Below are 23959 nucleotides of genomic sequence, written 5' to 3'. Positions count from 1 at the left end.
GAGCCGTGAGCAAGGAGATAAAATGACACTTTTGAAAATAGACGGACTCACCCAGAGATTCGGAGGGCTGCAGGCTGTTTCGGATTTCAATATCGAACTTAAGGAAGGATCGCTTACCGGACTCATCGGGCCTAACGGAGCTGGTAAAACAACCATATTCAACCTTATCTCAGGTTTTTATCAACCGACAGAGGGAACCATAACCCTTGCCGATACACCGACAAAGGGACTCAAACCCCATCAGGTCACTGGTTTGGGAGTAGCCCGGACTTTTCAGAACATACGCCTCTGGCACGACATGACAGTTCTGGACAACATCCGTATCGCCCAGCATTACCGCATGGGCTACGGCTTCTTTGACGCTGTTCTGAGAACCAGGAATTATATGTTGAGGGAAAAGGAAATCAACCGCATTTCTCATGAACTGCTCGATTTCATGGACCTTGAAAGATACGCAAACGAACTGCCCACCAACCTGCCATACGGTCTTCAGAGAAGAGTCGAGATAGCCCGGGCAATGTCAATCCAGCCGAAACTGCTGCTGCTTGACGAGCCTGCCGCAGGACTGAACTCTTCAGATGTCGAAGGACTTATCAAACTGATCAAATGGATTCATGATGAATTCGATATCACGATTCTGATGATCGAACATCAGATGAAGGTGGTCATGACCTTGTGCAAATGGATAAAATGCATTGATTTCGGCGCAACTATCGCCGAAGGAACACCCGATGATATCCAGTCCAGCGAGACTGTTATCAAAGCCTACCTGGGAGATGAATCGCTTTGATGAATACACTGCTTGAAGTTAAAGATCTCCGAGTCAAATACGGTAATATCGAGGCTCTTCACGGTATATCGTTCAATGTCAATGAAGGTGAAATCGTCACCCTTATCGGAGCCAACGGCGCGGGCAAAACAACCACGCTGCTGTCAATCAGCCGTCTTCCCCCACCGGAAGCCCCCAAGGTTGTATCCGGTGACATCACATGGCAGGGCAGGTCCATACTGGATATGCCACCGCACAAAGTTATTTCCGATTTGCATCTGGCACTGGTTCCTGAGGGAAGGCATATTTTCGGCAACCTGACTGTCGAAGAGAACCTGAAACTGGCCACTTATGCCCGCAAAGATTCCATTAAGGACATTCATGGTGATTACGATCGCGTGTTCGCCCTCTTCCCGCGTCTTGCCGAGCGCCGCAAACAGCGCAGTGAATCACTGTCCGGCGGAGAGCAGCAGATGCTTGCCGTAGGGCGCGCCCTGATGTCCAAATGCAATTTCATTATGTTGGATGAACCGTCAATGGGACTGGCTCCGCTGCTGATGTATGATATGTTTCGCACACTCAAGGAACTGAATCAGCAGGGTCTGACCATTCTGTTAATTGAACAGAACGCCAACCTGGCTCTGAAATTCGCCCACAGAGGGTATGTTCTGGATACCGGTGAAATAGCTGCTCAGGGAACATCAGCACAGCTTCAGGAAGATCCGGAGGTTAAGAAAGCGTATCTCGGAGGTTGATGGCTTTGCTGATCCTTCAGGAAATTCAACGAAAACTCTGATAAGATTTACCTGTAAAATAAGGCGTCTTTCAGACGGTCCCTTCCCCTTCGTTACGCAAATAAGAAACAAAAACAGACCGCATTATCGTGATAGATAATACGGTCTGTTTTTGTTTTCAATAATTGTAAAAATTGTCTTCATACCAACTTAAAGTTAAACAGACGGTGAAACGGAGAGACGCTAGGCAAGAGCCTCTCCGCTTCTGCTTGTATAGTCCAAAGGAGGTAGATGAACCCTTCTTTTTAAAGATTTTAAAGCGGCACAGGCTGATCAAGAGCAGTTTTGGCCTTGACCTCTCCGGTGCGCTTGATAACTATTTTTTCTGCCGGAATGTCGGCGTTTGCATTTTTGAGAGCGGTGGCAACAATCCTGCTGAAATTGGAGCAGCAAGGCACTTCCATTTCAAGAACGGTAATGGACTTGATGCCGCTAACAGTAAAAATTTCAGTCAGGCGCTGCACATACAGCTGAACATCATCAAACTTGGGGCAGCCCATGAGCACCTTTTTACCGGGCAGGTAATTCTGGTGATAACCGGGCAGTGATACAGCCACACAGTCCGCGGTAAGCAGAAGGTCCGCCCCTTTGAGAAACGGCGCGTCAGCGGGGACCAGACGAATCTGGATGGGCCAGTGGGTCAAATGCGAAGGCCCGGCTTCAGCATCCGTACCGGTGGGTACATTTGCCTGCTGACAGGGTGATGCGGCAGGGGCGAAAGCTTCAATTCTTGAGCCGGCACAACCACCGGAGACAGGTTTCGCGTTGGAACCGCCGAGACGCAGACTCTCAGGCGAAGGCATATGGTCGGGAACTTCGCGGCCCTGTTCAGTCAGCAGTTCCTTTACAGCTTCGGGATCGAAATCGTCAGCTTCAACTTCGATGACCTTCAATGCCCCGGTAGGACATTCACCAAGGCACGCTCCCAGACCGTCACAATATTTCTCGGCTACAAGTCTGGCCTTGCCGTCTATTATCTGCAATGCCCCCTCTTCACATCCGGGAACACACTGTCCGCATCCGTCACACAAATCTTCATCTATACTGATCATCTTTCTTAATACTTTCATTTATCTATCCTCCTGACCGGAACGTATATGCCCCGGCCTACCCTTCGGGTTTAGGATTTAATGCGCTTTGCGCTTTATATTAATTCCTCCAGCGGTCCTGCCGGAGGGCTAAAAATCTCATCTAAAATACTTGTTTAATGGCTTTTATCTCAAAGAATCGGGCATGAATAATCGACTGGTATGCATTGAATTTAAAGCCTGTAAACCCAAAAAGAAATTTGTACTGAACTCATAACGAGTCTCTGCCGGGCATGCTGAATATTGCTCGATAAATGTGATCTTCCGGACCAGAGAACAAAGCCTGTTAAAAAGTTTTGAAATAGTGGGGTCCGGGGAGGGAAAACTTTTTCATAATTTTTCCCTCCCCGGCCGCCGGAGGCTATAAACTATCCAAGTATAGCCTTGAGATCTTCTTCAGGAGTGCTGATGGGCATAATGTTGAAATTCTCAACAAGGAAATTCAGCACATTGGGGGTTACGAATGCGGGCAGGGAAGGCCCGAGGCGGATATCCTTGATTCCGAGATGCAGCAGGGTCAGCAGGATGGAAACCGCTTTCTGCTCGTACCATGACAGAATCAGAGACAGGGGCAGGTCGTTCACTCCGCATTCGAAAGCGTCAGCAAGTGCTACTGCAATCTGGATTGCTGAATAGGCATCGTTGCACTGTCCGATATCGAGCAGACGGGGAATACCGCCGATGTCACCGAGCTTCTTGTCGAAGAAACGGAACTTGCCGCAGGCGAGAGTCAGGATAACGGTATCTTCGGGAGCCTGCTCAACGAACTCGGTATAGTAGTTACGTCCGGGCTTGGCACCGTCACATCCGCCGACCAGAAAGAAATGCTTGATAGCGCCGGCCTTGACCCCTTCGATAACCTTGTCCGCAACACCGAGAACGCTGTTACGGGCGAAACCGCAGAGGACGGAACCTTTGTCGGTATCCGCTTCGAAACCGGGCAGTTCTTTCGCCTTTTCAATAACTTCTGCAAAGTCGCCATTGGTAACATGGGTTACTCCGGGCCAGCCGACCAGACCAGTGGTGTAAATATTACCCTTGTAGCTTTCCACAGGCTTCTGAATGCAGTTGGTGGTCATGAGAATAGCACCGGGGAACTCGGCAAATTCCTTAGCCTGATTCTGCCATGCGGTTCCGTAATGCCCATAAAAATGGTCAAACTTCTTCAGCTCGGGATAACCGTGGCAGGGTAGCATTTCCCCATGGGTGTAAATATTGATTCCGGTTCCTTCGGTCTGCTCCAGAAGCTGGCGCAGATCTTTGAGATCATGACCGGAAACCAGAATGGCCTTACCGGCTTTGGCTCCAAGAGGAACTTCAGTGGGAACTGGATGGCCGTAGGCTCCGGTATTGGCGGCATCAAGAAGTTCCATTGCCTTGAGGTTCATTTCACCGCACTTCATGGCCTGTGCAACAAGCTCTTCCAGACCCAGCTGCTGAGGAACAACGGCAAGTGCTTCATGGATCTGGGCGTAAAGTTCATCATCTTCCTGGCCCAGAATCGCGGCGTGGTCAGTATAGGCGGCGACACCTTTAAGACCGTAGACAAGAATCTGCTTGAGTGAGCGCAGATCTTCATTTTCATCAAAAGAGGTAACAGGAAATTTCTCGCCCTGCCTGCTGAGTTCTGCAGCGGTTCCTGCAATACTGGTGAATTCGCCACAGTCAGCTTTCACCTTGGCGGCGAGCTCGTCACGGGCCGCGGCTACATTTTTGATAACGGGAACAAATCTTTCATCATCAAAGTTGACGTTGGTGAGGGTGGAGAAAACCGCTTCAGCGGTCAGACGGTTGACTGCGTTGGAAACTTCGATTCCTTCCTTGCGCGCCGCGGTAGCGACAGTACCGAGTTCAATAAGGACCTGTACCAGAAGATCCTGAATTGCGGACACTTCATTAGTCTTACCACAAACACCCTTTACGGTGCAGCCCTGGCCTTTTGCTGTCTGTTCACACTGGTTGCAAAACATGTTTAACTCCTTTGCGGGTGATACGTTTTCGTTTTCTTCATTACCGAATACGCCTGCCACCCTTTTAAGTATTTGACTAAGATCAAAAGCCATGAAATTTACCCTGCCTTCAAATATTTTTTAAAGTTAACCTGAGGCGGAACCTTGAAAGCTCCGCTCTCAGGACTGATTTCCCATTCGTTGAGTACAAACTAGGTAAAACATCTTTAAAAGTATTTGATTCAGGTCAAACGTATGACTTTTTCAAACCTTTTTTTTATTCCTCCCAATAAATACAGTTCACAGGACACAGATCCATTGCGGATTCAATTTGTTTTTCATCACCACCATCAGCGTTAATAACCTGCGCGATATCACCGGGCCCCATGGCAAAAACTTCAGGGGCCTCCTCCACGCAGGCTTCGCAGCCAATGCAGGCATCCATATCAATGGCAACAGAACGACTCATATTTCTTCTCCTGATAATTATAACATTAACTAGACCAAACAGGTTCCAAATTAACATATCGAAAGATACTATGAAACCGGTTTTTACAACTCAGTGGACAGCATGATCATAATAAGAATCAATGGAGAATTTGTGAAGTGTAAACAGAAGCAAAAAGGCTGTATTAATAATCAGATACGGGCCACGCCCATGAAAAGGGCATGCAGCGAGATAATAAGCACCAAAAATATTTTGCGGGATAAATTTGAGGATAAAAAAGGCAGCCTGTACCCGATACTCGCTGAAGAGCATGAAGAAATGCAATCACCGCAAAGAGTACAGGAAATCCCCGGCTTTCCGGCTTTTATATCCTTGATTGAGAGTGCACCGTAACGGCAAAACCTGCTGCACTTCATGCATTTACAACAATCCTCGGAGATTTTCATGCGCCAGGGCGAAAGACGCCCCAATAGGTTTGAAACTATCCCCATGGGGCAGAATGAGGTACAGTGGACCATGACTCCCATTTTGCGGGAAAAATACAGCATGATAAACAGACCTGCCAATCCGAAACTACCGGCCCACCATACAGCCGTTATCCCCGGGACACCTGCCTTGCGCATGGCAAACGCGAATCCAACAACAAGGACAAACAGAATCAGGCGCACCCAGATAAGTTGCGAAGGCAGCCTTGCTGGGACTTTCCTTTGCGCTGCACGACTGCTGAGGTCATCCCACGCGCCTATATAGCATAGATGGCTGCACCATGCAGGACCGACGAGTAGCACCGAAACAGTGAAAAGTATGGGCATGAATAACCCTGATCCGCGGAAAACAGGCCCCGCAGCAATCAGGGCCGGAACAGGAAGATGGAGCTTACCGGTCATTAAAAACTGTTCCACTCCGGCAAGGCCCAACCCGAGTTGCATAAAAAACACCAGCGAGAATAGGGCCCAGATATATGGACGGGTTGCACGTGCTCCTGTTGGCGTATACATTTTTCCACCGATCCATGAAGCATATAGGGCGAGAATAAATATCTCCGCCCTGCCCCATCCGGGAAAAAAACGATCCGCCATTAGTATGGGAAAAGGAACTTTACTGCGGGTGATTTCTAGAAGGAGGGCTGTCAAAAGAAACAACGATGCTTTAAACCAGCCCGAGTCCTTGTTTCTGTTGAAATTACGCCGCCCTGATTCTGAAAAGACATAAGCCGAAGCAAGTAAAGTCAACCCCAGTAGTCCACTCATAATCAAAGCCAGCCGCAACCAGTCACCGCCTAGAAAAACGCGCATTTCTATGAGATCTGCACCTTTTTCAAGCCACACCCCGGCCCCCAGTGCCAGCATGATGGCGGCAACATTTCCTGCCCAGCGCTCCCGGGGCAACGTAAGACCGGCGACTCCGGCCATGAACACAGCCAGTCCCCAGTCTCCTCCACGCACAGCATGAGCCGCCAACAGCAGGCAGGAAATTATGACAAGTACGATCCCCAAGAAAACTCCCTATCAATCCTCTAGCAGTTTCTCATACCCGATACGGTCCATGACCCAGCCGAAACGCTTGCGTTCTTCATAATTATCCATCCAGATTCTCAAGCCGTTGGCTATAATTCCAAGAGCCTCATCACTGGTATAAACTCCCGGAAGTTCTGTTCCAAGCCGTGGATGTCTGCCCAGTCGCCCTCCCGCAAGAACCCTCCAACCGCTGCGTGAACATGATATAACCTCTGCCGGACAGGAATTCGCACATACACCGCAGAGAAGACATTTCTCACGTGTTATTACTATCTTGCCTTCCACCATCTCCATTGCCTCATCCGGACACGAGCGTACGCACTCTTCACATTGAATGCAGTTTTCATGGTCTATGACAGGAACACAGGCTCTGATAAGACCTATATCGGCAATGTGTGGTCTGGAGCAGCCGTTGGGGCAGGCCGCTCCACTGACGGAAAAAGCCTTATGCCTGTTGATTTTATCGCCATAACGTTTTCTTAGAAAATCCGGCCAACCGGAGTCATTGATGGTCTTTTCCACTCGCGAAGAAAAATCCTTTTCAACAAAAAGAGAAAAACGACATTCGCCTCCGCAGGTTCCGCGACAGATGTTAATTGAGGCTATATTACACATGGTAAAGTTCTCCTGTGCATGTTACTGAGCTGTTTAACAAATGGTTATACCTAAAAAGAAATTTATTATCTGACTTAAGTCATTTAGCCAATTCATAAGTATTATAAAATAGGGCCGTAATGAAAAAGACACAAAACATAGGCAATGTGAACCTTTTCGCCAATCTCTCTGAAGAACAGTTAAAACGCCTTGAATCTGTGGCGATTCCAAGAGAGCTGGCAAAAGGGGAGCAGATTTTCATGTCGGGGGAAAAGGCCAAAGGATTCTATAGTATTCTCTCCGGAAAAGTAAAAGTTTTCCGGGAATCAATGTCCGGCAAGGAACAGATAATTCACATTTTCGGACCCGGTGATATTTTCGGTGAAGTCCCGGTTTTTCAGGGAAGCAGTTACCCGGCCAGCGCTATGACTCTTGCAAAGTCCAGCCTGCTCTATTTTTCCCGGGAACAGTTTGAAAAAATAATCCGGGAAGATCCGGAGCTGGCAATGTCCATGCTGGCAATACTTTCCGGAAGACTCAGGCAGATGGTCAACCATGTGGCGGCTTTAAGTCTTGCCGAAGTGCCCGGAAGACTGGCAAGTTATCTGCTGCTGCTCAAATCATCACAGAATTCAAACCGCTTTGACCTGGATCTGCCAAAAGGCCAGATCGCATCATACCTTGGCACCATTCAGGAAACACTGTCCCGGATTTTCAAAAAAATGAGCGAACAGGAACTGATCCGGGTTGAAGGCAAGACAATCGAAATCCTGGATGAAGACAGTCTTGAGCTCATTGCCAGCGGCGAAGAACAGCTATAGTTTACGCAGAATAAATTCAATACAGCTTTCACATACCGGAGTGCGGGTCTGGTCTATTTTCTTTTCGGCCAGACTCATCCGGAAAAAATCCCTGACCACTTCCAGTTTTTCCAGATAAACCTGCTCACCAAAGTCGGTTGCAAGATCTAAGACATTCACAGATCTAGGGGACCATGACTTAGACTTGTAAACTGTAAAGGTCCATTTGTGTTCCCGGTTATAGCGGCTGGGCCAGAAGCCCTGTTCATACATATCCTCATCTGGAACGGTTATAACCAGAAAGCCTCCCGGACGGACCACCCGTATCCAGTTTTTCAGGGCTATATTAACATCATCAAGATCTTCAAGGCAGTGACTGGAATGGAGAAAATCGTAAGTATTATCGGCAACACCATCCAGAAGCATGGCATCCCCGTCTTCCTTGTCCCATGTCCTGCATGACCGCATACGGGCAAACAGCCCAGCGTACTGACCCAGCGGGTCCGGTCCTCCTCCCACATCAATGCCTTCACCAGCAAAAAATCTGGTATGAAAAGGACCTATATTGAAACGTCTTTTTGCCGCTTTGCTCTGTTCTTTAGCCATTCTGCACCAGAATATCTCATTGATTGTATTTACAATAAATCCATAAATCCATATAAAGAAGAAAACCAGTATTAACCAGAGGAAACTTACATTCAAATGTGCAGCCCCGCAAGATTCTTAACATATGTACTGGCCATACTGCTGCTTGTTGCAGGCACGGCAGGCAACTGCATTGCGGGTGAAATCAAGGTTTCAGGAAAGGGAATTTACCAGATTATCCCGTCAAATGATGTAGAAAACGGGCAAAGGCACATCCTGACACTTAAAGATTATGCCCTTTTGGAAGAGACTGTTGATATTGAAGCGGTAAAAGGAAGTTCTTTCGGATTTGAATTCGTACTTGAAGGGAATGAAACTGAAAATACAGTCCTTAAGATCAACCACCCCAAACTTCTGACCACATCGGGTATCGGTTACACCACTATTCATTCATTTCCTGTGATCCTGAAGCCGGGGCAAAGATATTTTGCAGGATGGAACTTCTCTGAAGAGCATGAACTGCAACCGGGAAAATGGGTTTTCCGCTTTGACCTCCCGGACAGCCCGGTCTGCGAATTCAATGTTACCGAAATTGAAGAGCTGATTTATGATGGAAATGAGCTTACCTCTGCAACGGCCCCCGCTGTAACTGATGAGAGTTACGTCCTTCCAAGCACAGCCAGGGCGGACCTTCCTTACGGAGGAATCCTTACCAGATATCTTGTACGTGCAGGGATATATCCCTCACTAAAACAAGCGACGGAAGGAGAAAAGGTAGTGAAGGGAAGAGGCTACGAACCTTTCATATTCGTTCGGGAAAAATACCGTGGTAGCTATCTGTATTACCTGTTCATAAAAATGTTCGATTCAAAAGATGAAGCCACAGAATTCGCAACGTGGTACAGGCAGAACTACCGCCGCAAGGCGGTTCCCCAGAAAGTTCAAATCAGACTGGCCCCTATGGACTGATTAAAGTCAGTGAAGCCAGTCTGTTTTATTCATTTAATATAGCGGACAGATCCTCTCTTGCCTGCTTTATCAATGTCGCAATCTGCGGCTTGGAATACTGGCGGTCAGCTCCTACAGAAAGCCCCTTATGCAAAAGTTCTTCGGTAATCAAAGAAGAAAAAAGGTAGACAGTGAGCCCGTTCAGATTCGGGTCGGACTTGATCTTCCGGGTTAAGGCATGCCCGTCCATCCCGGGCATTTCTATATCAGAAACCACAAGCTGAACAAAATCTGTTACAGGGCGTCCGGAATCATGTACTTTCCGTGAGACCTGCTCCAATGCCTTCCATATTTCCAAACCATTGGAGTAGGCACTGACCTCAAATCCTCCCCTTTCCAAGGATTTCTTCACCAGATTACGCATGGAACGGGAATCATCGGCGCACATAGCGGTATACATATCGCCCTCAGACTCTTCCACTTCCAGTATGGCAGCTTTATCCTTGGCAGGACTGATATCATCCATTGCCTGCTCAAGATCTAACACTTGAAGGATGCGGTCCGGATTGGTAAGTTTCACAGTACCTATGATCGTACCTTCGGCATAGCTGGCCATATTTCCCTGCAGAGACTCCAGATCACTCCAGCTTATGCGGTGGATCCGGTTAACTCCCGAGACAAGAAAAGCACTCACCAGCTCATTGAATTCAGTAACAAGAACCATGCGGTTCTCTCCGCGGACAGGCTCCATACGCAACCATCCGCTAAGATCAATCAACGGAATGACCGTCCCCATAAACTCAAACATACCGAGAACAAGAGGACTGCTGGTATCTACTCTACCCGCAAGGGAATCTTCATGGCCCCGACCGGAAAATTTATTAAGATCAGTCTCTTTGATTATTTTTTTAACTTTAGCGACATTAAGTCCGAAGGACCAGCGCTTACGCTTTTCCCCGGTTCCCTCATCGAGGTACAATTCAAGCAGTTCAACCTCGTTGGTGCCTGCTTTGAGCAGAATCTTACTCCCCGTCATTATTTACCCTGTTTTCCTTCAATATAAATCCCGGCGCAGTGAGTGCACCCTTTAAAAATCAATTAAGTTAAGAATTACCGCAGCAGCTCTTTCACGTCCAGACCTGTTACAAAAAACACACAATTCTTAAACTGTCTGTATCTCTATTTCATTTTTAAGCTTTTTGAGCATGGCATCGAAAACAGGGTCCCAGCCGCCGGATTTCTTCTGTCTGAAAAGAGTCATCGTGGGATACCAGGGGCTGTCAGTGCGCTTCCGCATCCATCTCCAATCGGGATTGTAAGGGATCGCAACCCAGACCGGAATTCCAAGAGCCCCGGCCAGATGTGCGACTGAAGTATCAACTGTTATTACAAGATCGAGCTGCAGCATAACTTTTGCGGTATCCGCAAAATCCTCACACCCTCCGGCAAGCTCTCTGACAAGAGTTCCGCAGGAATAAATATCCCGCTGGGCAGATTCAGGCCCTTTCTGTAAAGAATAAAGGGTCACACCGGGAATTCGAGTAAAAGTAAGAAAATTTTCAACGCTTACCGATCGGTTATGGTCATTCTTGTGAGTCGGTTTGCCAGCCCACACAATACCGATCTTTTTCCGGGTCCCCGAGGGAACATGAACCGGAAAACCAGATTGCGCAGGCGGAATGATATAGGGACATTCCACAGGTATCGTTTCAAGTTCATGCTTAAATATGCGGGGAAGGCTCATGAGCGGGGCCTGTACATCAAACTCGGGAAGCTGATCACCGGGACTGATGATTTTTTCAAGACCGTCCATACCGCTGAGCAGGGTTCGAAGTTCAGGCTGGCACTCCAGAATCACCCGCCCGCCGGCTTCAGCCACAACAGGCACATAACGGCTGAAATTAATTGTGTCCCCGAACCCCTGTTCGGTGTACAGAAATATCCTTTTCCCATCTAGCGGCCCTCCTTCCCACAGCGGCTGACGGAAATGCCGTTCTCTGAGTTCTTCCCTTTTCCAACGATATTCATAAGCCTTGAACCCTTCAATAAAATCGCCCTTTGAGAGCAGGGCGAGTGATCTGTCCCAATTTATATTTACATTGTCAGGCTTATGTTTGAGGCAGTAATCAAAGATTTTAATGGCTTCATCAAGCTTTCCCAGATCCTGAAGGACAAGTGCCATATTGTAATAAGCATCGATAAATTTCTTATCCAGTCCTACCGCCTTGCGATGACAGGCTACAGCCTCCTTGAGCCGTCCCTGTCTCCTGAGCACATTACCGAGATTACTCCAGCTTCCCGGAGAATCCGGCTTTACGGCTATGGCGCGACGGTAACACATTTCCGAAGCCCTGTTCTTCCCCTGCGAGCGCAGCACCACACCAAGATTGGTCAGAATAACCGGATCATCCGGAACAAATGACAATGCCATTGCATAGTGGTTCACCGCATCTTCTAACCTGCCGGAGGAATGGCTGCGTACAGCCTGTTCAAAAGCACCGCGCGCATTGGGTGGAAGGCGGTCAATCCATTGCAAATCATTATCCTGCTGTGCAGGTACTTCCGGGTTATCCTGATTCATCGCTCCCTCATGGCATAGCTCATGGACCCCATGAACGGTTCAAGAATGTATTCCAGCACGGTACGGGTTCCGATATGGATTCCCGCAATCACCCTTATTCCGGGGAAAAGTTTGTAATAGTTGCCGTCATGTTCAAAATAATCACGGTCCGTCTCAATCCGCACCCTGTAAAAAGTCAACCCACGATCCGTAGAGTCTGCGTCCGGGCTTATATTAACGACTTTTCCATCAAGATTACCAAAACGGGATGCATCCCTTGAAGCAAGCTTGACCACGGCCTTCTGCCCGTCCTTAACATAGCCGATATCACTTATAGGCAACCGGGCCTCGACAACAAGTTTATCTCCGGCAGGGACTATGTCCATTATAGTCAAACCCGGACGAACTACTTCCCCCACGCTGACAACATAAAGCGTCTTGATCACTCCGGCTACAGGGGATCTTATCACAGTTCGCTTCAGGTTGTCCCTGAATTTACGCAACCTCTGGGAGAACTCTTCAAGCTCCATGCGGTCATCCTGCAGTTCTTGCCGCACCGAAGCGTAATAGGAATTCCTGATCTCCTGAATGTCGGCCTTCGCCTGTGCAAGCGCGGACCTTGCCTTGGCAAGCTTCGCAGTATCCTCTTCAATGGAGCTTTTCAGCTTGGACTCCTCTTTGAGGAAGCCGAGATGCTTGTAGCGTGATGTGAGTCCGTCAGCCAGAAGTCCGGCACTTATTTCAATCTGCTCCCTGAGCAGCTTGAGACTGTTACGGGAGTTTCGCTGCCGGGATGTTATCTGTTTAATGTCCTGTTCACGCTGCTTGATTTTCTCCCTTTCAGATTCCAGATCACTGCTGAGACGCTTCTTTCTGGTCTGGAAAAGCGTAAGTGAACGCTCCACCAATTGAGGAAATTTCCTAACAATGTCTGCGGGATAATCCGGTTCATCCAGATTTTTATCCTCGGCCTCAAGCCTTGCAATATTCACTCTCAAAGAAGTGACCCGAACATCAAGTTCCTCCACACTGGAATCGCTTGCTGTGGCTTCAAGCTCAATCAGTTCCTGCCCTTTCTCAACATCATCACCTTCCCGGACGTTTATCTTAAGGATAATCCCACCCTCAAGATGCTGTACCGGCTTCACCCGGGAACTCGGAATAACCTCTCCCTCCGCCTGACTTACAATATCAAGCTCGAAATAACAGGCCCAACCGAAGAAACCGAGGCACATCAGAATGCAGAGCCCGAGAAAAAGATGATGGGCCGAGCGGACTTCACCGGAGTATCTTTTTTCCATATTCATCATTTATGGACCTCCCCGGTTTCAGGTTCGCCTGCACTTTCAGTTGCGGATTCACTATCTCCATAATCTTTATCAGTGACAGCACTTTCCCTGCCCCGATCCTCCTTTTCCAATTCCGAGGTATAGGAAACTTCAGGGCGGGGTTTGCTGCTGAGATCAATTATGATGTCGGCACGCTGCATTATGCGCATATCCTGCGTAACTATAACAAGGGTTTTTCCGGCCTTGACCATGCTCTGAATAACCATATCCATTATTCTCAGACCCTCAATATCAAAACCTTCAGCAGGTTCATCAAGAACCGCCACAGCTCCGCGTACGGCAAGAGCCCTTGCAAGGGCAAGTCTTCGGCGGATTCCTACGGCCAGCTCTGCACCACCGTTGACAACTTCCGCCTCAAGACCTTTCACACTGGTATCAAGATATTTTTTGAGTCCTGCCGCTTCGACTATCCGTCTTACCCGCTCTTCATCCAGATCAGGGTTATTCAGACAGATATTCCGCTTGATCGTAGTATTAAGAAATGTAGGTTCCTGCGGAAGATACATTATCTGAGTCCTCCACCACGGCGCGGAAAGCTGCCGGATATCCACTCCCCCAGCCAGAATCTGTCCCCTGCCCGGATCAAGAAGCCCCAGCAGAAGGCGGACCAGCGTGGTTTTCCCTGATCCGTTATGTCCGGTTACAACCACCATATTTCCGGGTTTAATATCTACATCCAGTCCTTCGAAAAGCGGTCCCGTAGATCCCGGATATGCAAAGCCGAGATCCTTGATTTCAAGAGCTCCGCGGTAATTGCCAAGCTCCGTTCCGCTCTCGCTCTCAAGCGGCTGGCGCATGAACTCCTGAAGGGACTGCATCATGGTCGCCGCCTGACTGATCATTGTTTTTGATTTCATAAATGAAGCGGAAACAGACAGAGCCTTGCCGGAAAGAATAGATGCACCGATCAGCCCTCCCATGCTCAACGAGCCCATAACAACTTCACGGGCCCCGATGGCATAAACCATGACCCGCAAAAGCATTGCCAGAGTCTGGAGCACAGCCTGTCCTCTGGTTCCGCTCTGAACCATATCACTTTTTATTCTATGAATTTTATCAACCTGAGAATGAAAAATACCTGAAAGGAACTCCCGACCACCAAAAGCCCGCACAGTGTCAGCCCCGGAGATGGCATTGGAGAGATTCCCCCGGTGAACAACTGATTCATTGCGCATGGCGTCACTCATCTTTTTGCCACGGCGCATATTCAACCACCCCGCGAGAATGGTGCATAAAACCGCGGCAAGGGTAATCAGCGCAAGGACTGGACTTAAAAAGAAGACCGCGCCGACGAAAAGCAGGAAAAAGGGCATGTCCAGTACAGAACAGAGAACAGAAGCATCATATCCGGACTGAACAGTCTGGATACCGCCCATGAGTTCGTGGATTCTTGCGGGAGGAATGCGGCCGAGAGTAGTCATTTTTGCCCTGGCCAAGCAGTTCAGCACTGCCTCAGAAAGAGCGCGGTCCGGTCCCACGTTAACTGCCGAGGCCAGCCGTACCCGGACCACAGTGAACCCGTGATTCAGGAAACCGGCAATCAGCATCCCTGTGGTCAGTGTGATGAGGGTTCCGTCAAAACCGTATCCCACATAGCGGTTCAGCACCTGAATAACAAAAATAGGCGAGGCAAGAGAAAGCACATTAATAAACAGTGAAGCCACTGTAATCTCTAAGGCGAGAAACGGATGCAGGGAAAGTCTGCGCAGCAATTCTCTCATCAATGTATCCTTTTATACGGAACAGCCTCTAAAAAAAGAAAATTCCATGGGCTTTCACGCATGGAATTTTCATAGAACTGCATATTTTAAAATGTTCCTGCCGCTACTCGAAAACTCCGAGATTCATCATCCCCATCTGGTAGAGCAGTCTGTAGGCATAAATTATATTGTCGATATCAGCGGCTACACTGGCACTGGTTGCGGTTGAATAGTCTCGCTCACCAACCAGGATATCCAGCAGTTCAACCTGCTCGCCGGTGGCCCTTTTTTTCTTGATCAATTCAAGAAACTCGGCGGTAATGTTGGCCTGAGTCCGGTACAGTTCGGCATTTTTACGCAGAGTCATGAGTTCCAGCCACGCGTTGCGGACGTTTTCCTCAACTGTGCGCCTTGTATCAAGATCCTGCTTGCGTATTTCACGAAGCTGAGCCTTGGCGGACTGCATTCCTTCATACTCGTAAAGACCTGTAAAACCTGAATAGCTCACCCGAAATGTAGCCTTGTTCTCGGTTCTTACACCGTTAGCACCCTGATCCTGTTCCCGTCTTTTGCCTTCAAGCTCAAACTCGAACTTGGGATAAAGGGTTGCCTCCTGCACATCTATTTCTTCACTGAGACGGTTCTTGATGAAACCGATCTGGGTCAGCAGAGGGTTCTGTTCATTGGCCTGTGCTATTGCGTCATCCAGGGTTCCGGGCATATAACGCGCGGGCATAGTGACCGGGACCATCTTCTGGATTTCATCCATAGCCACGGGATAACCGAAAACCGCCTTGAAACGGTTGCGTGCGGTCTGAAGTGCACGCTCCTGAGTAACCCGGTAGGACATTGCCCCGGCAAGCTGAGCCTTGATCTGGAGTTCCTTGTAAGAAAGTCCGGCTCCGCGTTTTACAAGAGTCTCTTCCATACCGGAAAGCCTTTTCATGCTCTCCTCGGACTGGATAGCATATCTCAGGGTTTCACGGGCTCTGATAAGTCCCATGTAAGCTGAAACGCCTTCTATAATCAGATCCTGCCGGACCCTTTCAAGTACGGCCTTGTATTCATTGAGGGTAGCCTTGGCACTGTCGATGGAACTGGATGTACCGTCAAAATCATATATCAACTGGGTAGCTGTGAGGGATTGTTCATTTCTGTATTTATTGCTTCCGCCGCCGGGCTTATCGATCTCTTCCCGACCGGCTTCCGCTTTTACATCAAAAGAGGGAGTCCATCCGGACCAGCTCTGTGTGACGAGATGCTCGGCTGATTCCACCCGTGCTTCAGCCGCCTTGATGCGGTCATGGGTTGAGAGGAGATCCTTGAGGATTCCCAGCAGGTAGGGTTTACCGTCCACCTGTCCGGGGTTCATGGCGGACATTCCTTCCGACATGGCCGGTTGCGCCATAACATTGCCCGCGGGGACAGCCAGCGAACATGCTAAAAGCAGACTTATGGCATAACGTTTAAAAGACACTCGAACCCCCCGAATAAGCTAAACAAAATATATTAAATTTTTAAAGAGAACTGCACTCCGAACTTAACATTTCATATATATATAAATTCAATTGAAAAATCCAGATTTATAATACAATATTAGTCGGTATTCTTACCATTTTCTTAACACATTTTTTCCGAGGTGCACAAAAAATGTTTTCGAAAGTTAAAAAAATCCTGAGTTCAGATACCTTGATTCTGCTTCTCACCGGATTTGCTGCTTCGATAATGGTTGCGGCTCTCTATATTTTTCAGCCCAAGATACTGCAGTTCGTAGATTATAAAATATACGACCAACTCATGCGCAGCAGTCCTGTAGGCCAAAAAACCAATGTTCCGGCAATAATCGACATTGATGACGAAAGCCTCGCGGAACTCGGACAGTGGCCATGGCCCCGTTACCGTATGGCTCTGTTGATGGCCAAGATACAGCAGGCGGGAGCTCTCTCCACCGGGCTTGATATTCTGATAGGTGAACCGGACCGCACCTCTCCGGCAACCATTCAGCAAAGCCTTAAAAACGAACTGGGAGTTGCGGTAAATTTCAAAGGGCTACCCTCGGCCCTGATGGATAATGACAAGGTCCTGGCAGATGTTCTCGAGCGAGGGCGCTTTGTACTCGGGTTTTATTTTGATTTCATGCAGCAGGAGAATGAGCCAACAGTTGATTCACAGCCCTGTATGGTAAAACCCCTGCCTATCGCCCAGCTTAAGGCCAAAGGAGCCCCACCGGTCAAAGATCTTACCTTGAAAGCCCTTGACGCCATCTGCCCGCTTCCTGTCCTCGCGAAGGCTTCTCCTCTCTGCGGTTTCTACAACAGCATAACAGACTACGATGGAGTGGTTCGCCGGGTCCCGCTGATAATCACATGGAACGGAAAGCAGTACCCCAGTCTGGCACTGGGCACTCTCATGAAAGCTATGGGGCGCAAAAATGTCATAGTCAAAACCGCTATCACCGGAATCGAGTCGATCAGACTAGGCAAGACAACTATTCCAGTTGATGCCAAAGGGCAGATGCTGGTCCGCTACAGGGGCGGAATGGAGGAATTTCCATACTACAGCGCAAAGGATGTCTTGAGTGGAAAAGTCGGAGAAAAAGAGCTCAAGGGCAAAATAATTTTCATGGGAACCTCCGCCGCGGGTCTCAGAGATCTCAGGGTTACCCCATTTGCGGCTGACTACCCCGGTGTCGAAGTTCATGCCACGATCGTGGACAACATCCTTACCAAAGATTTCATACTCAAACCGGACTGGGTTCCGGGACTGGAACTTCTACTGATCATCTGTGCAGGTATAGCCTCCACAATGCTGCTGACCTGGACCCGCTCCTTGTGGATGATTCTGCCGATAGCAGCTATGGGAGCTTCGATCGTCTACGGTTCCGTTTACATTTTTCAGGAGTATAACGCCTACCTGACTCCGATGTATTCACTGATAATTCTGGCCCTGAACTTCACCATGCTCACACTCATCAAATTCTGGCGTGAGGAAGGACAGAAAAAATTCTTGCAGGCAACCTTCTCATCCTACCTCGCACCGGAACTCATTGATGAGATGTTTTCAAACCGCGAGATGCCCGAACTTGGGGGTGAAGCAAGGCAGATCACCGCTTTCTTTACTGATATCCAGAGCTTCTCAACCTTCTCCGAGAAACTCACCGCACCACAACTGGTTGAACTTCTCAACGAATATCTTTCCGCAATGACGGATATTCTAATTGAAGAGAAAGGAACGCTCGACAAATATGAAGGGGACGCCATCATTGCATTTTTCGGTGCTCCCATGGATGTTCCCGACCATGCCCTCAGAGCATGCCGTGTAGCGGTGAGAATGCAGCAGGCCAACAATGAACTGCGCGATAAATGGGCAAAAGAGATGCAACTTCCTGAAGAGGAGGACCGCAACACAAAAGGCTTCCCGGAAGAGCAGTGGGCCAAAGGTGAAAAATGGCCTAAGGTTGTGCATAACATGCGCACCAGAATCGGTGTAAACTCCGGTGAAATCGTGGTCGGAAACATGGGTTCCTCCATGCGCATGAACTACACCATGATGGGTGACGCGGTTAACCTCGCCGCCCGTCTGGAAGAAGGAGCCAAGCAGTTTGGTATTTTCACCGCGGTCAGCCATTTCACACTGGATCAGGAAGTGGAATACGAAGGTAAAACCCAGAAAATACTTGATTTAGTTGAAGCAAGGCTTATCGATAACATTCAGGTAGTCGGAAAGAATGAGCCGGTCCGCATTTACGAACTGGTGGCAATGAAAGGTGAACTGACTGAAAAAGAACAGAAGCTATTCGACCTATTCGCCAAGGCCCGTGAGGAATACGTTGCCACAAACTGGGACAAGGCAATCGAGCTTTATACAGAAGCCAACAAATACGAACGCTTCTCAGACACCAAGCACACCCCTTGCGAAGTGTTCATAAAACGAGCACAGGAACACAAGGAAAATCCCCCGGTTCCAGAAGGTGAAGTATGGGACGGAGTTTACCGGATGACCAAGAAGTAAGAAAACCTAAATCATAGTTATGAATGAAAATTCCCCCTTTGCTTTTGCAAAGGGGGAATTTTCATTTCGTATATGAGCGCACTGCCCATAAACAGTATTCATCAAATTAATAGCTGCTCCAAGAAAATCCATAGGACCGTATTAGTCAGTCAAATACTTTGCTACAAATCCTGCGAATATTCTGCTCAAAGCGGATCAATCCTTCCGGATAATCAAAAGCAGCCTTCGGCCCAACTACTATTCAAGTCCATAAGAAACATCCAGATTACAAAACTACCTTACACGGAAAACCCGTGCTCCCTCGGCACTGTCCTCCACGTTGAAGCCCTGATCCAGCAATTTGTCCCGCAGAGCATCGGCAGTGGCGAAATCTTTCTTTACCCTGGCCAGTTCACGCTGTTCAAGCAGATCTTTGGCTTCCTCCGGCAAAGAGCTGAAGGCTACAGGCATAGCATCGTGGTCGAGGATTCCGAGGATATCGTCAACCTCAAGAAGCTGGTCGAGACAGAACCTTGCTTCACGGGCAGACAACTTACTTCCGCTAAGCAAAGAGTTTATGGACTTGGTGAAGCTGAACAGGATCGGCCAAAAACGGTGCAATTTGAGGTTATCGTCAAGTGCCTGTGAAAGCCCGCTTTTAAGGGTGAAAACCTCCTGATCAATCTCTTCGGAAACTTCTCCTGAATCTCCGGCAACACCGCTCAGGCCAGCAGCCAGTTCCTGCACTCTCTGCTGGTTCTTGACCCACATTGAAACAGCCTGTTCGCTACAGACCAGAGGCTTCTTATAAGATGAGGAAAGCATCCACATACGCACAGCCATGGGCTGTCCCGCTTTTTCAATAAGCTCATCAACGCAGGGCAGAACAGGTCCGCCGGGCAATACCGGCTGGGCGACCATCCAGACCTGCGGGGAAACTCCCGCCCCCGCCCAGATTGCGCGCAGATTCTCAAGATGCGGAAAACGGTGAATCTCCCCGGCAAGCAGCAGACTTACACCGGGCAGCCCTTCAAGAGCGGTTACAGCCTGCTGCATGAACCAGCTGGGACGCACATTCCCCCACTCGGTTTCAATGATATCACCCAGTTTCAGATCCTGCAGGGTCGCTCTTTTCAGCAGAGTGAAATCACGGGGATTTTCTTTAACATAATCGTTCATATCCACAGTCTTGCCGAGGCTGACTTTATCGATATCCATATTGGACATCTGACCGTAGCCCTTGTCACGTGATATATCAAAATATACCGAGCGCAGCTTCTCATAAGCAAGCCCGTGGGCAAGGAGTGTCCGGCAAAGCTCAACCGTCCTGTCCACTGACTCCGAAGCCCGTTCAAATCGCATGCTTTTGCGCACACCCAGCAGATGGGCGGCCTTGCTGACTGCCGTTGCTATTTCACCGGAAAAAGTGTTTCTGTCCACTCCCCTTTCTCGGGAGGCGGCAAGAGTCTGATCCTCTAAATCGGCAAGCCCCACAAGGGCGGAGACCCTGCTGCCTTCACGTTCAAGATGCCGGGCCAGCACATCCAGTAAAATTATCCGGCGAAAAGCCTCGGGATCATAGGGATTATCGAATGAGGGGCCCATTGTGAAAAGCCCGTTTTCAGATTCGGTGACAGACAAAATTTTGTCTTCCCCGGAGCAGTGGTCAAAAATCTTAGGCCCCTTGAGCACCTGCGGACGGAACAGCGGCGTAGACAGATAGCGTTCACCGCCATCAGGAAAGATTGTAACTACAAGCCCTTCATCCAGTTCCGAAGCAACAATCGCGGCTCCGGCCATTGCAGCACCGGAGCTCATACCCACAAAAACGCCCTCTTCACTGGCAAGGCGGCGGCAGGCATCAAAGGCGTCATTGTCCTGTACCCTTATTATACGGTCCAGTTTCTGCTTATCATAAATTCCCGGAGGGTAAGACTCCTGCATATTTTTGAGCCCCTGAATCTTGTGTCCCGGTTCCGGCTCAACAGCTATCATCTGAATATCTTTATTCAGTTCTTTAAGTCTCTTGGTAATTCCCATTATGGTTCCGGTAGTTCCGAGACAGGCCACTACATGGGTGACTCTGCCTTCCGTCTGATCCCAGATTTCCTGCCCGGTTCCGTAATAATGGGCATCAATTGAGCCTTCGTTATTGTACTGGTCCATCAACAGATATTTATCAGGTTCCTCACGATAAAAACGGTAGGCCTGCTCAATGGCGCCATCAGTTGCCAGATGCCCGGGGGTAAGCATGATCTCGGCTCCGTAGGCGCGCATGATCATCTTGCGTTCCTCGGAAGCTGTTTCAGGCATGATAAGCATCAGCTTGTATCCCTTGACCGCACAGGCCATCGCCAGACCGATTCCCGTATTACCGGAAGTTGCCTCGATAATTATTTTGTCCGGGGTCAGCTCTCCCGCTTCCTCCGCCCTGCGAATCATGGCTCCGGCAGCACGGTCCTTAATGGACCCGCCGGGGTTCATGGATTCAAGCTTAGCCAGAATACTGACATTTTTATTGGGATTAAGAACCCGCATTTCAACAAGCGGGGTTCCCCCGACCAGATCCAGTATATTATTAGCAAACATTTATTTAATCCTTTCAGTGTTTTATCAATAAGAAAATGAAATACGACATCGCCCTTAGGCACTTGGCAATAATTTTGCAAATGAGGCAGAGAGAAGATCAGTGCAGCGTGTGCAGGCCGGGAGGAAGGAATTAACCCGGTACGCTTCAGAATTTAACGAATACAACAGTCTGCCAAGGACGGAACCAATGTCAGCTTATCCTTTTCTTAAAGACAACATCGAAGCACTTGCAACATACAACCCGCCCTTTTATGCCTGGCTCAGCAGTCAGAATATTGACGAAGAAAAATTAAAAAATTCACTGTTCAAGAACAAGTGGGATATTCTCGACTGGAAAATGGAAAACGGAACAGGGCTTTTTGAATCGGTTATGCCCAACATAATCTACAAAAGCTGGGAAGTTACCGAAAAAGCTGAAACCAGCGCGACTTTCATAGTAGGCTGCAACCTTGGGTACGGCCTCAATCATGTGCTCATGAACACCCCTGAGTCCCACAAGGTTATCGTTTCGGAACCTAATCCCGAAATGCTGATCGCCTGTCTGGGACAGTCCGATTACCGCCCATTCATGGAAAAGGGCAAGCTCCATTTCTGTACTGTCGATGAAAACTCACTGATGAGTATCATTAAAGAACTCGACCTTCAATTCGTATACGGCAAAATTTATCTGCGTCTTGATCTGCCCAGTCAGCAGATCGGCCCCGAGTATGCCCGCTGGTCCTCAACCATCAGGGATAAAATGGAATCCTTCACCGTTGAGATGACCACCCTGCGCCTGAAGCAGGACGTAATGGTCGGCAACGAACTCGATAATTTCAGTAGAATTCTGGAAGACGGGAGCATCACCCCGCTCAAAGGAGCTGGACAGGGACTCGGCGCGGTAATTCTCGGTGCTGGTCCTTCACTCGGCGAGTTCGGGCCGGAACTGGCCAAGAATCCCGGCACTGCAGTCTACTGCACTTCCCTGCAGGGACTCCCCGCTGTCCATAAAGCCGGCATCAAGCCCCACTTCGTAATCGGTATCGACTATAACGCCTCGATGGGACGTGTCTACCAACAGCTGGATAAGGAATGGGCCAAGGATATACCGCTCATTTATTCCACCAAACTGGACCACAAGGTTCTTTCCGAATACCCCGGCCCGACCATTCCCATGTGGACCATGGGCGGACTGGGAACCTTTGCGCTCAATCAGCATGAAGAAGTATTTGACGCAGGAAGTAACGTCAGTGTGACGCTGGCAAGATTTCTCGACTGGTGCGGATTCAACCGTATCCTGCTGGTCGGACAGGACTTTGCGTGGAAGGGAGATAGTTCCCATGCCGCAGGTCACCAGAACGCCAACGCAGTGAAGAATAACGCCTACAACAAGTCCATTCTGGTGAATCTCAAAAACGCAGACGGGGAAGAACTGACCTCGACAGTACAGTACATCTCCTCCAAAAGGGAAATGGAAGAAGACATCAGAAAACTCAAAGCCAGAGTCTTCAACCTCTATGGCGGATGCGCACTGATCGACGGAACCATCAACGTGGACCTGCAGAAAGTTCACATGGATGGACTGCTCGCCTCGGCTCCAGGAAGGATGGACTATTTCATGACTGCCATGAACGTGTCCCGCACCCCCAAGGACTTCCCCATATTCGAGCCCAGAAGCCCGAAATGGACTTCCTCACTCAATCACGTAACCAAAAGACTTGAAAAACTATTCCGAAAGCACGCCAAAAACCAGAAAGAAATCCATAAGGCCCTGCACGAAGTATATTTCTTCATCCGGCAGGACCCGCTCTACATGCCGTATCTTTACAATGAGATTCTCGATATGGCGGGGCTGGCCAGAGCAAGGTCAAGCTATGCTCCAAAGGATCTGCCGCATTATAAACGGATCATTAAAAAGACACTCAAAAAAGTACGCCACATGGACCGCTGTCTGGCACTGGCAGATAAAAGGAAAGCCGCCTGAAAGAAAGCTGAAAACAAATAAAAATTCAATCCATCATCTGAAAACCCCTGTCACACCTGCCCGTGGCGGGGGTTTTCCGTTTTTCATCAATCCTTTCCATAAACGCCCTAACTTTTGACTCATAATTCTCCATGCGCAACAAAATGGTATCATTCATCAAACCGTATGGGGGAGGTATACAGCTGCCTTGCCTGTTCCATAAATAAGTATTTCCGTTCCTTCAGAGAGAGCATCAAATCCATCTAAAAATTTGTAATCCAAAACACACCTCATAAGTTATTAATTAGCCCGTTAAGTTCACATCACATAATGTTGA

At 48.7% G+C, this 23959-nt stretch carries 18 protein-coding genes; 6 read left to right on the top strand and 12 right to left on the bottom strand.

The window, feature by feature from the left end:
- Positions 1-22 precede the first annotated feature (22 nt).
- Together ACZ5PW_RS08300 and ACZ5PW_RS08295 are read left to right on the top strand one after the other, a co-directional pair.
- Positions 23-790, top strand: coding sequence for an ABC transporter ATP-binding protein (locus ACZ5PW_RS08300; protein WP_464559776.1), 768 nt, complete (start codon positions 23-25; stop codon positions 788-790).
- A complete protein-coding gene (locus ACZ5PW_RS08295) occupies positions 790-1524 on the top strand; it encodes an ABC transporter ATP-binding protein (RefSeq protein WP_464559774.1) in 735 nt (244 codons plus the stop codon). The genes ACZ5PW_RS08300 and ACZ5PW_RS08295 overlap by 1 nt, the downstream gene beginning before the upstream one ends.
- Before the next feature lie 293 nt (positions 1525-1817).
- On the opposite strand, the gene ACZ5PW_RS08290 is transcribed toward ACZ5PW_RS08295, so the two are convergent.
- The 5 genes from ACZ5PW_RS08290 to ACZ5PW_RS08270 form a co-directional block, all read right to left on the bottom strand.
- Positions 1818-2633 carry an ATP-binding protein gene (locus ACZ5PW_RS08290; RefSeq protein ID WP_464559772.1) on the bottom strand — a complete coding sequence of 272 codons (816 nt, stop codon included), beginning with the start codon at positions 2631-2633 and terminating at the stop codon, positions 1818-1820.
- A gap of 386 nt (positions 2634-3019) precedes the next feature.
- Positions 3020-4621: a hydroxylamine reductase gene (gene hcp, locus ACZ5PW_RS08285; protein WP_464560381.1), complete on the bottom strand. Its 1602-nt coding sequence runs from the start codon at positions 4619-4621 to the stop codon at positions 3020-3022.
- A 256-nt stretch (positions 4622-4877) separates the two neighbouring features.
- Complete coding sequence (locus ACZ5PW_RS08280; protein ID WP_464559770.1) at positions 4878-5069, bottom strand: ferredoxin; 192 nt, start codon at positions 5067-5069, stop codon at positions 4878-4880.
- A 170-nt stretch (positions 5070-5239) separates the two neighbouring features.
- Positions 5240-6544 carry a 4Fe-4S binding protein gene (locus tag ACZ5PW_RS08275; RefSeq protein ID WP_464559768.1) on the bottom strand — a complete coding sequence of 435 codons (1305 nt, stop codon included), beginning with the start codon at positions 6542-6544 and terminating at the stop codon, positions 5240-5242.
- A 12-nt stretch (positions 6545-6556) separates the two neighbouring features.
- Positions 6557-7180: a 4Fe-4S dicluster domain-containing protein gene (locus ACZ5PW_RS08270; protein ID WP_464559766.1), complete on the bottom strand. Its 624-nt coding sequence runs from the start codon at positions 7178-7180 to the stop codon at positions 6557-6559.
- Positions 7181-7299: 119 nt separating this feature from the next.
- On the opposite strand from ACZ5PW_RS08270, the gene ACZ5PW_RS08265 reads away from it, so the two are divergent.
- Positions 7300-7980 (top strand): Crp/Fnr family transcriptional regulator, encoded by a 681-nt coding sequence (locus ACZ5PW_RS08265; RefSeq protein ID WP_464559764.1) that lies wholly within the window; start codon positions 7300-7302, stop codon positions 7978-7980.
- Here ACZ5PW_RS08265 and ACZ5PW_RS08260 read toward each other — a convergent pair.
- Positions 7975-8565, bottom strand: coding sequence for a methyltransferase domain-containing protein (locus tag ACZ5PW_RS08260; protein ID WP_464559762.1), 591 nt, complete (start codon positions 8563-8565; stop codon positions 7975-7977). The two genes, ACZ5PW_RS08265 and ACZ5PW_RS08260, sit on opposite strands and share 6 nt — an antisense overlap.
- A 96-nt stretch (positions 8566-8661) precedes the next feature.
- Between ACZ5PW_RS08260 and ACZ5PW_RS08255 the strand changes: the two genes are divergently transcribed.
- Positions 8662-9513, top strand: a complete 852-nt coding sequence (locus ACZ5PW_RS08255) for a DUF3859 domain-containing protein (protein ID WP_464559760.1) — start codon at positions 8662-8664, stop codon at positions 9511-9513.
- Positions 9514-9538: 25 nt separating this feature from the next.
- Here the strand turns inward: ACZ5PW_RS08255 and ACZ5PW_RS08250 are convergent, their stop codons facing one another.
- The 5 genes from ACZ5PW_RS08250 to ACZ5PW_RS08230 form a co-directional block, all read right to left on the bottom strand.
- Positions 9539-10528, bottom strand: coding sequence for a chemotaxis protein (locus ACZ5PW_RS08250; protein ID WP_464559758.1), 990 nt, complete (start codon positions 10526-10528; stop codon positions 9539-9541).
- Between the two features lie 126 nt (positions 10529-10654).
- On the bottom strand, positions 10655-12073 hold the full coding sequence (locus ACZ5PW_RS08245; RefSeq protein WP_464559756.1) for a tetratricopeptide repeat protein: 1419 nt from the start codon (positions 12071-12073) through the stop codon (positions 10655-10657).
- Positions 12070-13362, bottom strand: a complete 1293-nt coding sequence (locus ACZ5PW_RS08240; protein ID WP_464559754.1) for an HlyD family type I secretion periplasmic adaptor subunit — start codon at positions 13360-13362, stop codon at positions 12070-12072. Before ACZ5PW_RS08240 ends, ACZ5PW_RS08245 begins: the two co-directional genes overlap by 4 nt.
- Positions 13359-15122, bottom strand: coding sequence for an ATP-binding cassette domain-containing protein (locus tag ACZ5PW_RS08235; protein ID WP_464559752.1), 1764 nt, complete (start codon positions 15120-15122; stop codon positions 13359-13361). The genes ACZ5PW_RS08240 and ACZ5PW_RS08235 overlap by 4 nt, the downstream gene beginning before the upstream one ends.
- A 103-nt stretch (positions 15123-15225) precedes the next feature.
- Positions 15226-16578 (bottom strand): TolC family protein, encoded by a 1353-nt coding sequence (locus ACZ5PW_RS08230; protein WP_464559750.1) that lies wholly within the window; start codon positions 16576-16578, stop codon positions 15226-15228.
- A gap of 173 nt (positions 16579-16751) precedes the next feature.
- Between ACZ5PW_RS08230 and ACZ5PW_RS08225 the strand changes: the two genes are divergently transcribed.
- On the top strand, positions 16752-19112 hold the full coding sequence (locus tag ACZ5PW_RS08225; RefSeq protein WP_464559748.1) for a CHASE2 domain-containing protein: 2361 nt from the start codon (positions 16752-16754) through the stop codon (positions 19110-19112).
- A 273-nt stretch (positions 19113-19385) separates the two neighbouring features.
- Here the strand turns inward: ACZ5PW_RS08225 and ACZ5PW_RS08220 are convergent, their stop codons facing one another.
- Entirely contained in the window at positions 19386-21680 is a 2295-nt protein-coding gene (locus ACZ5PW_RS08220; RefSeq protein WP_464559746.1) for a cysteine synthase, read from the bottom strand.
- Between the two features lie 187 nt (positions 21681-21867).
- On the opposite strand from ACZ5PW_RS08220, the gene ACZ5PW_RS08215 reads away from it, so the two are divergent.
- Complete coding sequence (locus ACZ5PW_RS08215; protein WP_464559744.1) at positions 21868-23643, top strand: motility associated factor glycosyltransferase family protein; 1776 nt, start codon at positions 21868-21870, stop codon at positions 23641-23643.
- Positions 23644-23959 lie beyond the last annotated feature (316 nt).

Source organism: Maridesulfovibrio salinus, assembly GCF_055394525.1.
The sequence above is the reverse complement of the archived record's forward strand: the minus strand, read 5'-3'. Positions and strand labels throughout refer to the sequence as shown.

Bases quoted from the DNA above. Each gene is read 5' to 3' on its own strand.
- ACZ5PW_RS08300 (WP_464559776.1), top strand. From the start codon at position 23: ATGACACTTTTGAAAATAGACGGACTCACCCAGAGATTCGGAGGGCTG.
- ACZ5PW_RS08295 (WP_464559774.1), top strand. From the start codon at position 790: ATGAATACACTGCTTGAAGTTAAAGATCTCCGAGTCAAATACGGTAAT.
- ACZ5PW_RS08290 (WP_464559772.1), bottom strand. From the start codon at position 2,633: ATGAAAGTATTAAGAAAGATGATCAGTATAGATGAAGATTTGTGTGAC.
- hcp (WP_464560381.1), bottom strand. From the start codon at position 4,621: ATGTTTTGCAACCAGTGTGAACAGACAGCAAAAGGCCAGGGCTGCACC.
- ACZ5PW_RS08280 (WP_464559770.1), bottom strand. From the start codon at position 5,069: ATGAGTCGTTCTGTTGCCATTGATATGGATGCCTGCATTGGCTGCGAA.
- ACZ5PW_RS08270 (WP_464559766.1), bottom strand. From the start codon at position 7,180: ATGTGTAATATAGCCTCAATTAACATCTGTCGCGGAACCTGCGGAGGC.
- ACZ5PW_RS08265 (WP_464559764.1), top strand. From the start codon at position 7,300: ATGAAAAAGACACAAAACATAGGCAATGTGAACCTTTTCGCCAATCTC.
- ACZ5PW_RS08260 (WP_464559762.1), bottom strand. From the start codon at position 8,565: ATGGCTAAAGAACAGAGCAAAGCGGCAAAAAGACGTTTCAATATAGGT.
- ACZ5PW_RS08255 (WP_464559760.1), top strand. From the start codon at position 8,662: ATGTGCAGCCCCGCAAGATTCTTAACATATGTACTGGCCATACTGCTG.
- ACZ5PW_RS08250 (WP_464559758.1), bottom strand. From the start codon at position 10,528: ATGACGGGGAGTAAGATTCTGCTCAAAGCAGGCACCAACGAGGTTGAA.
- ACZ5PW_RS08245 (WP_464559756.1), bottom strand. From the start codon at position 12,073: ATGAATCAGGATAACCCGGAAGTACCTGCACAGCAGGATAATGATTTG.
- ACZ5PW_RS08240 (WP_464559754.1), bottom strand. From the start codon at position 13,362: ATGATGAATATGGAAAAAAGATACTCCGGTGAAGTCCGCTCGGCCCAT.
- ACZ5PW_RS08235 (WP_464559752.1), bottom strand. From the start codon at position 15,122: ATGAGAGAATTGCTGCGCAGACTTTCCCTGCATCCGTTTCTCGCCTTA.
- ACZ5PW_RS08225 (WP_464559748.1), top strand. From the start codon at position 16,752: ATGTTTTCGAAAGTTAAAAAAATCCTGAGTTCAGATACCTTGATTCTG.
- ACZ5PW_RS08220 (WP_464559746.1), bottom strand. From the start codon at position 21,680: ATGTTTGCTAATAATATACTGGATCTGGTCGGGGGAACCCCGCTTGTT.
- ACZ5PW_RS08215 (WP_464559744.1), top strand. From the start codon at position 21,868: ATGTCAGCTTATCCTTTTCTTAAAGACAACATCGAAGCACTTGCAACA.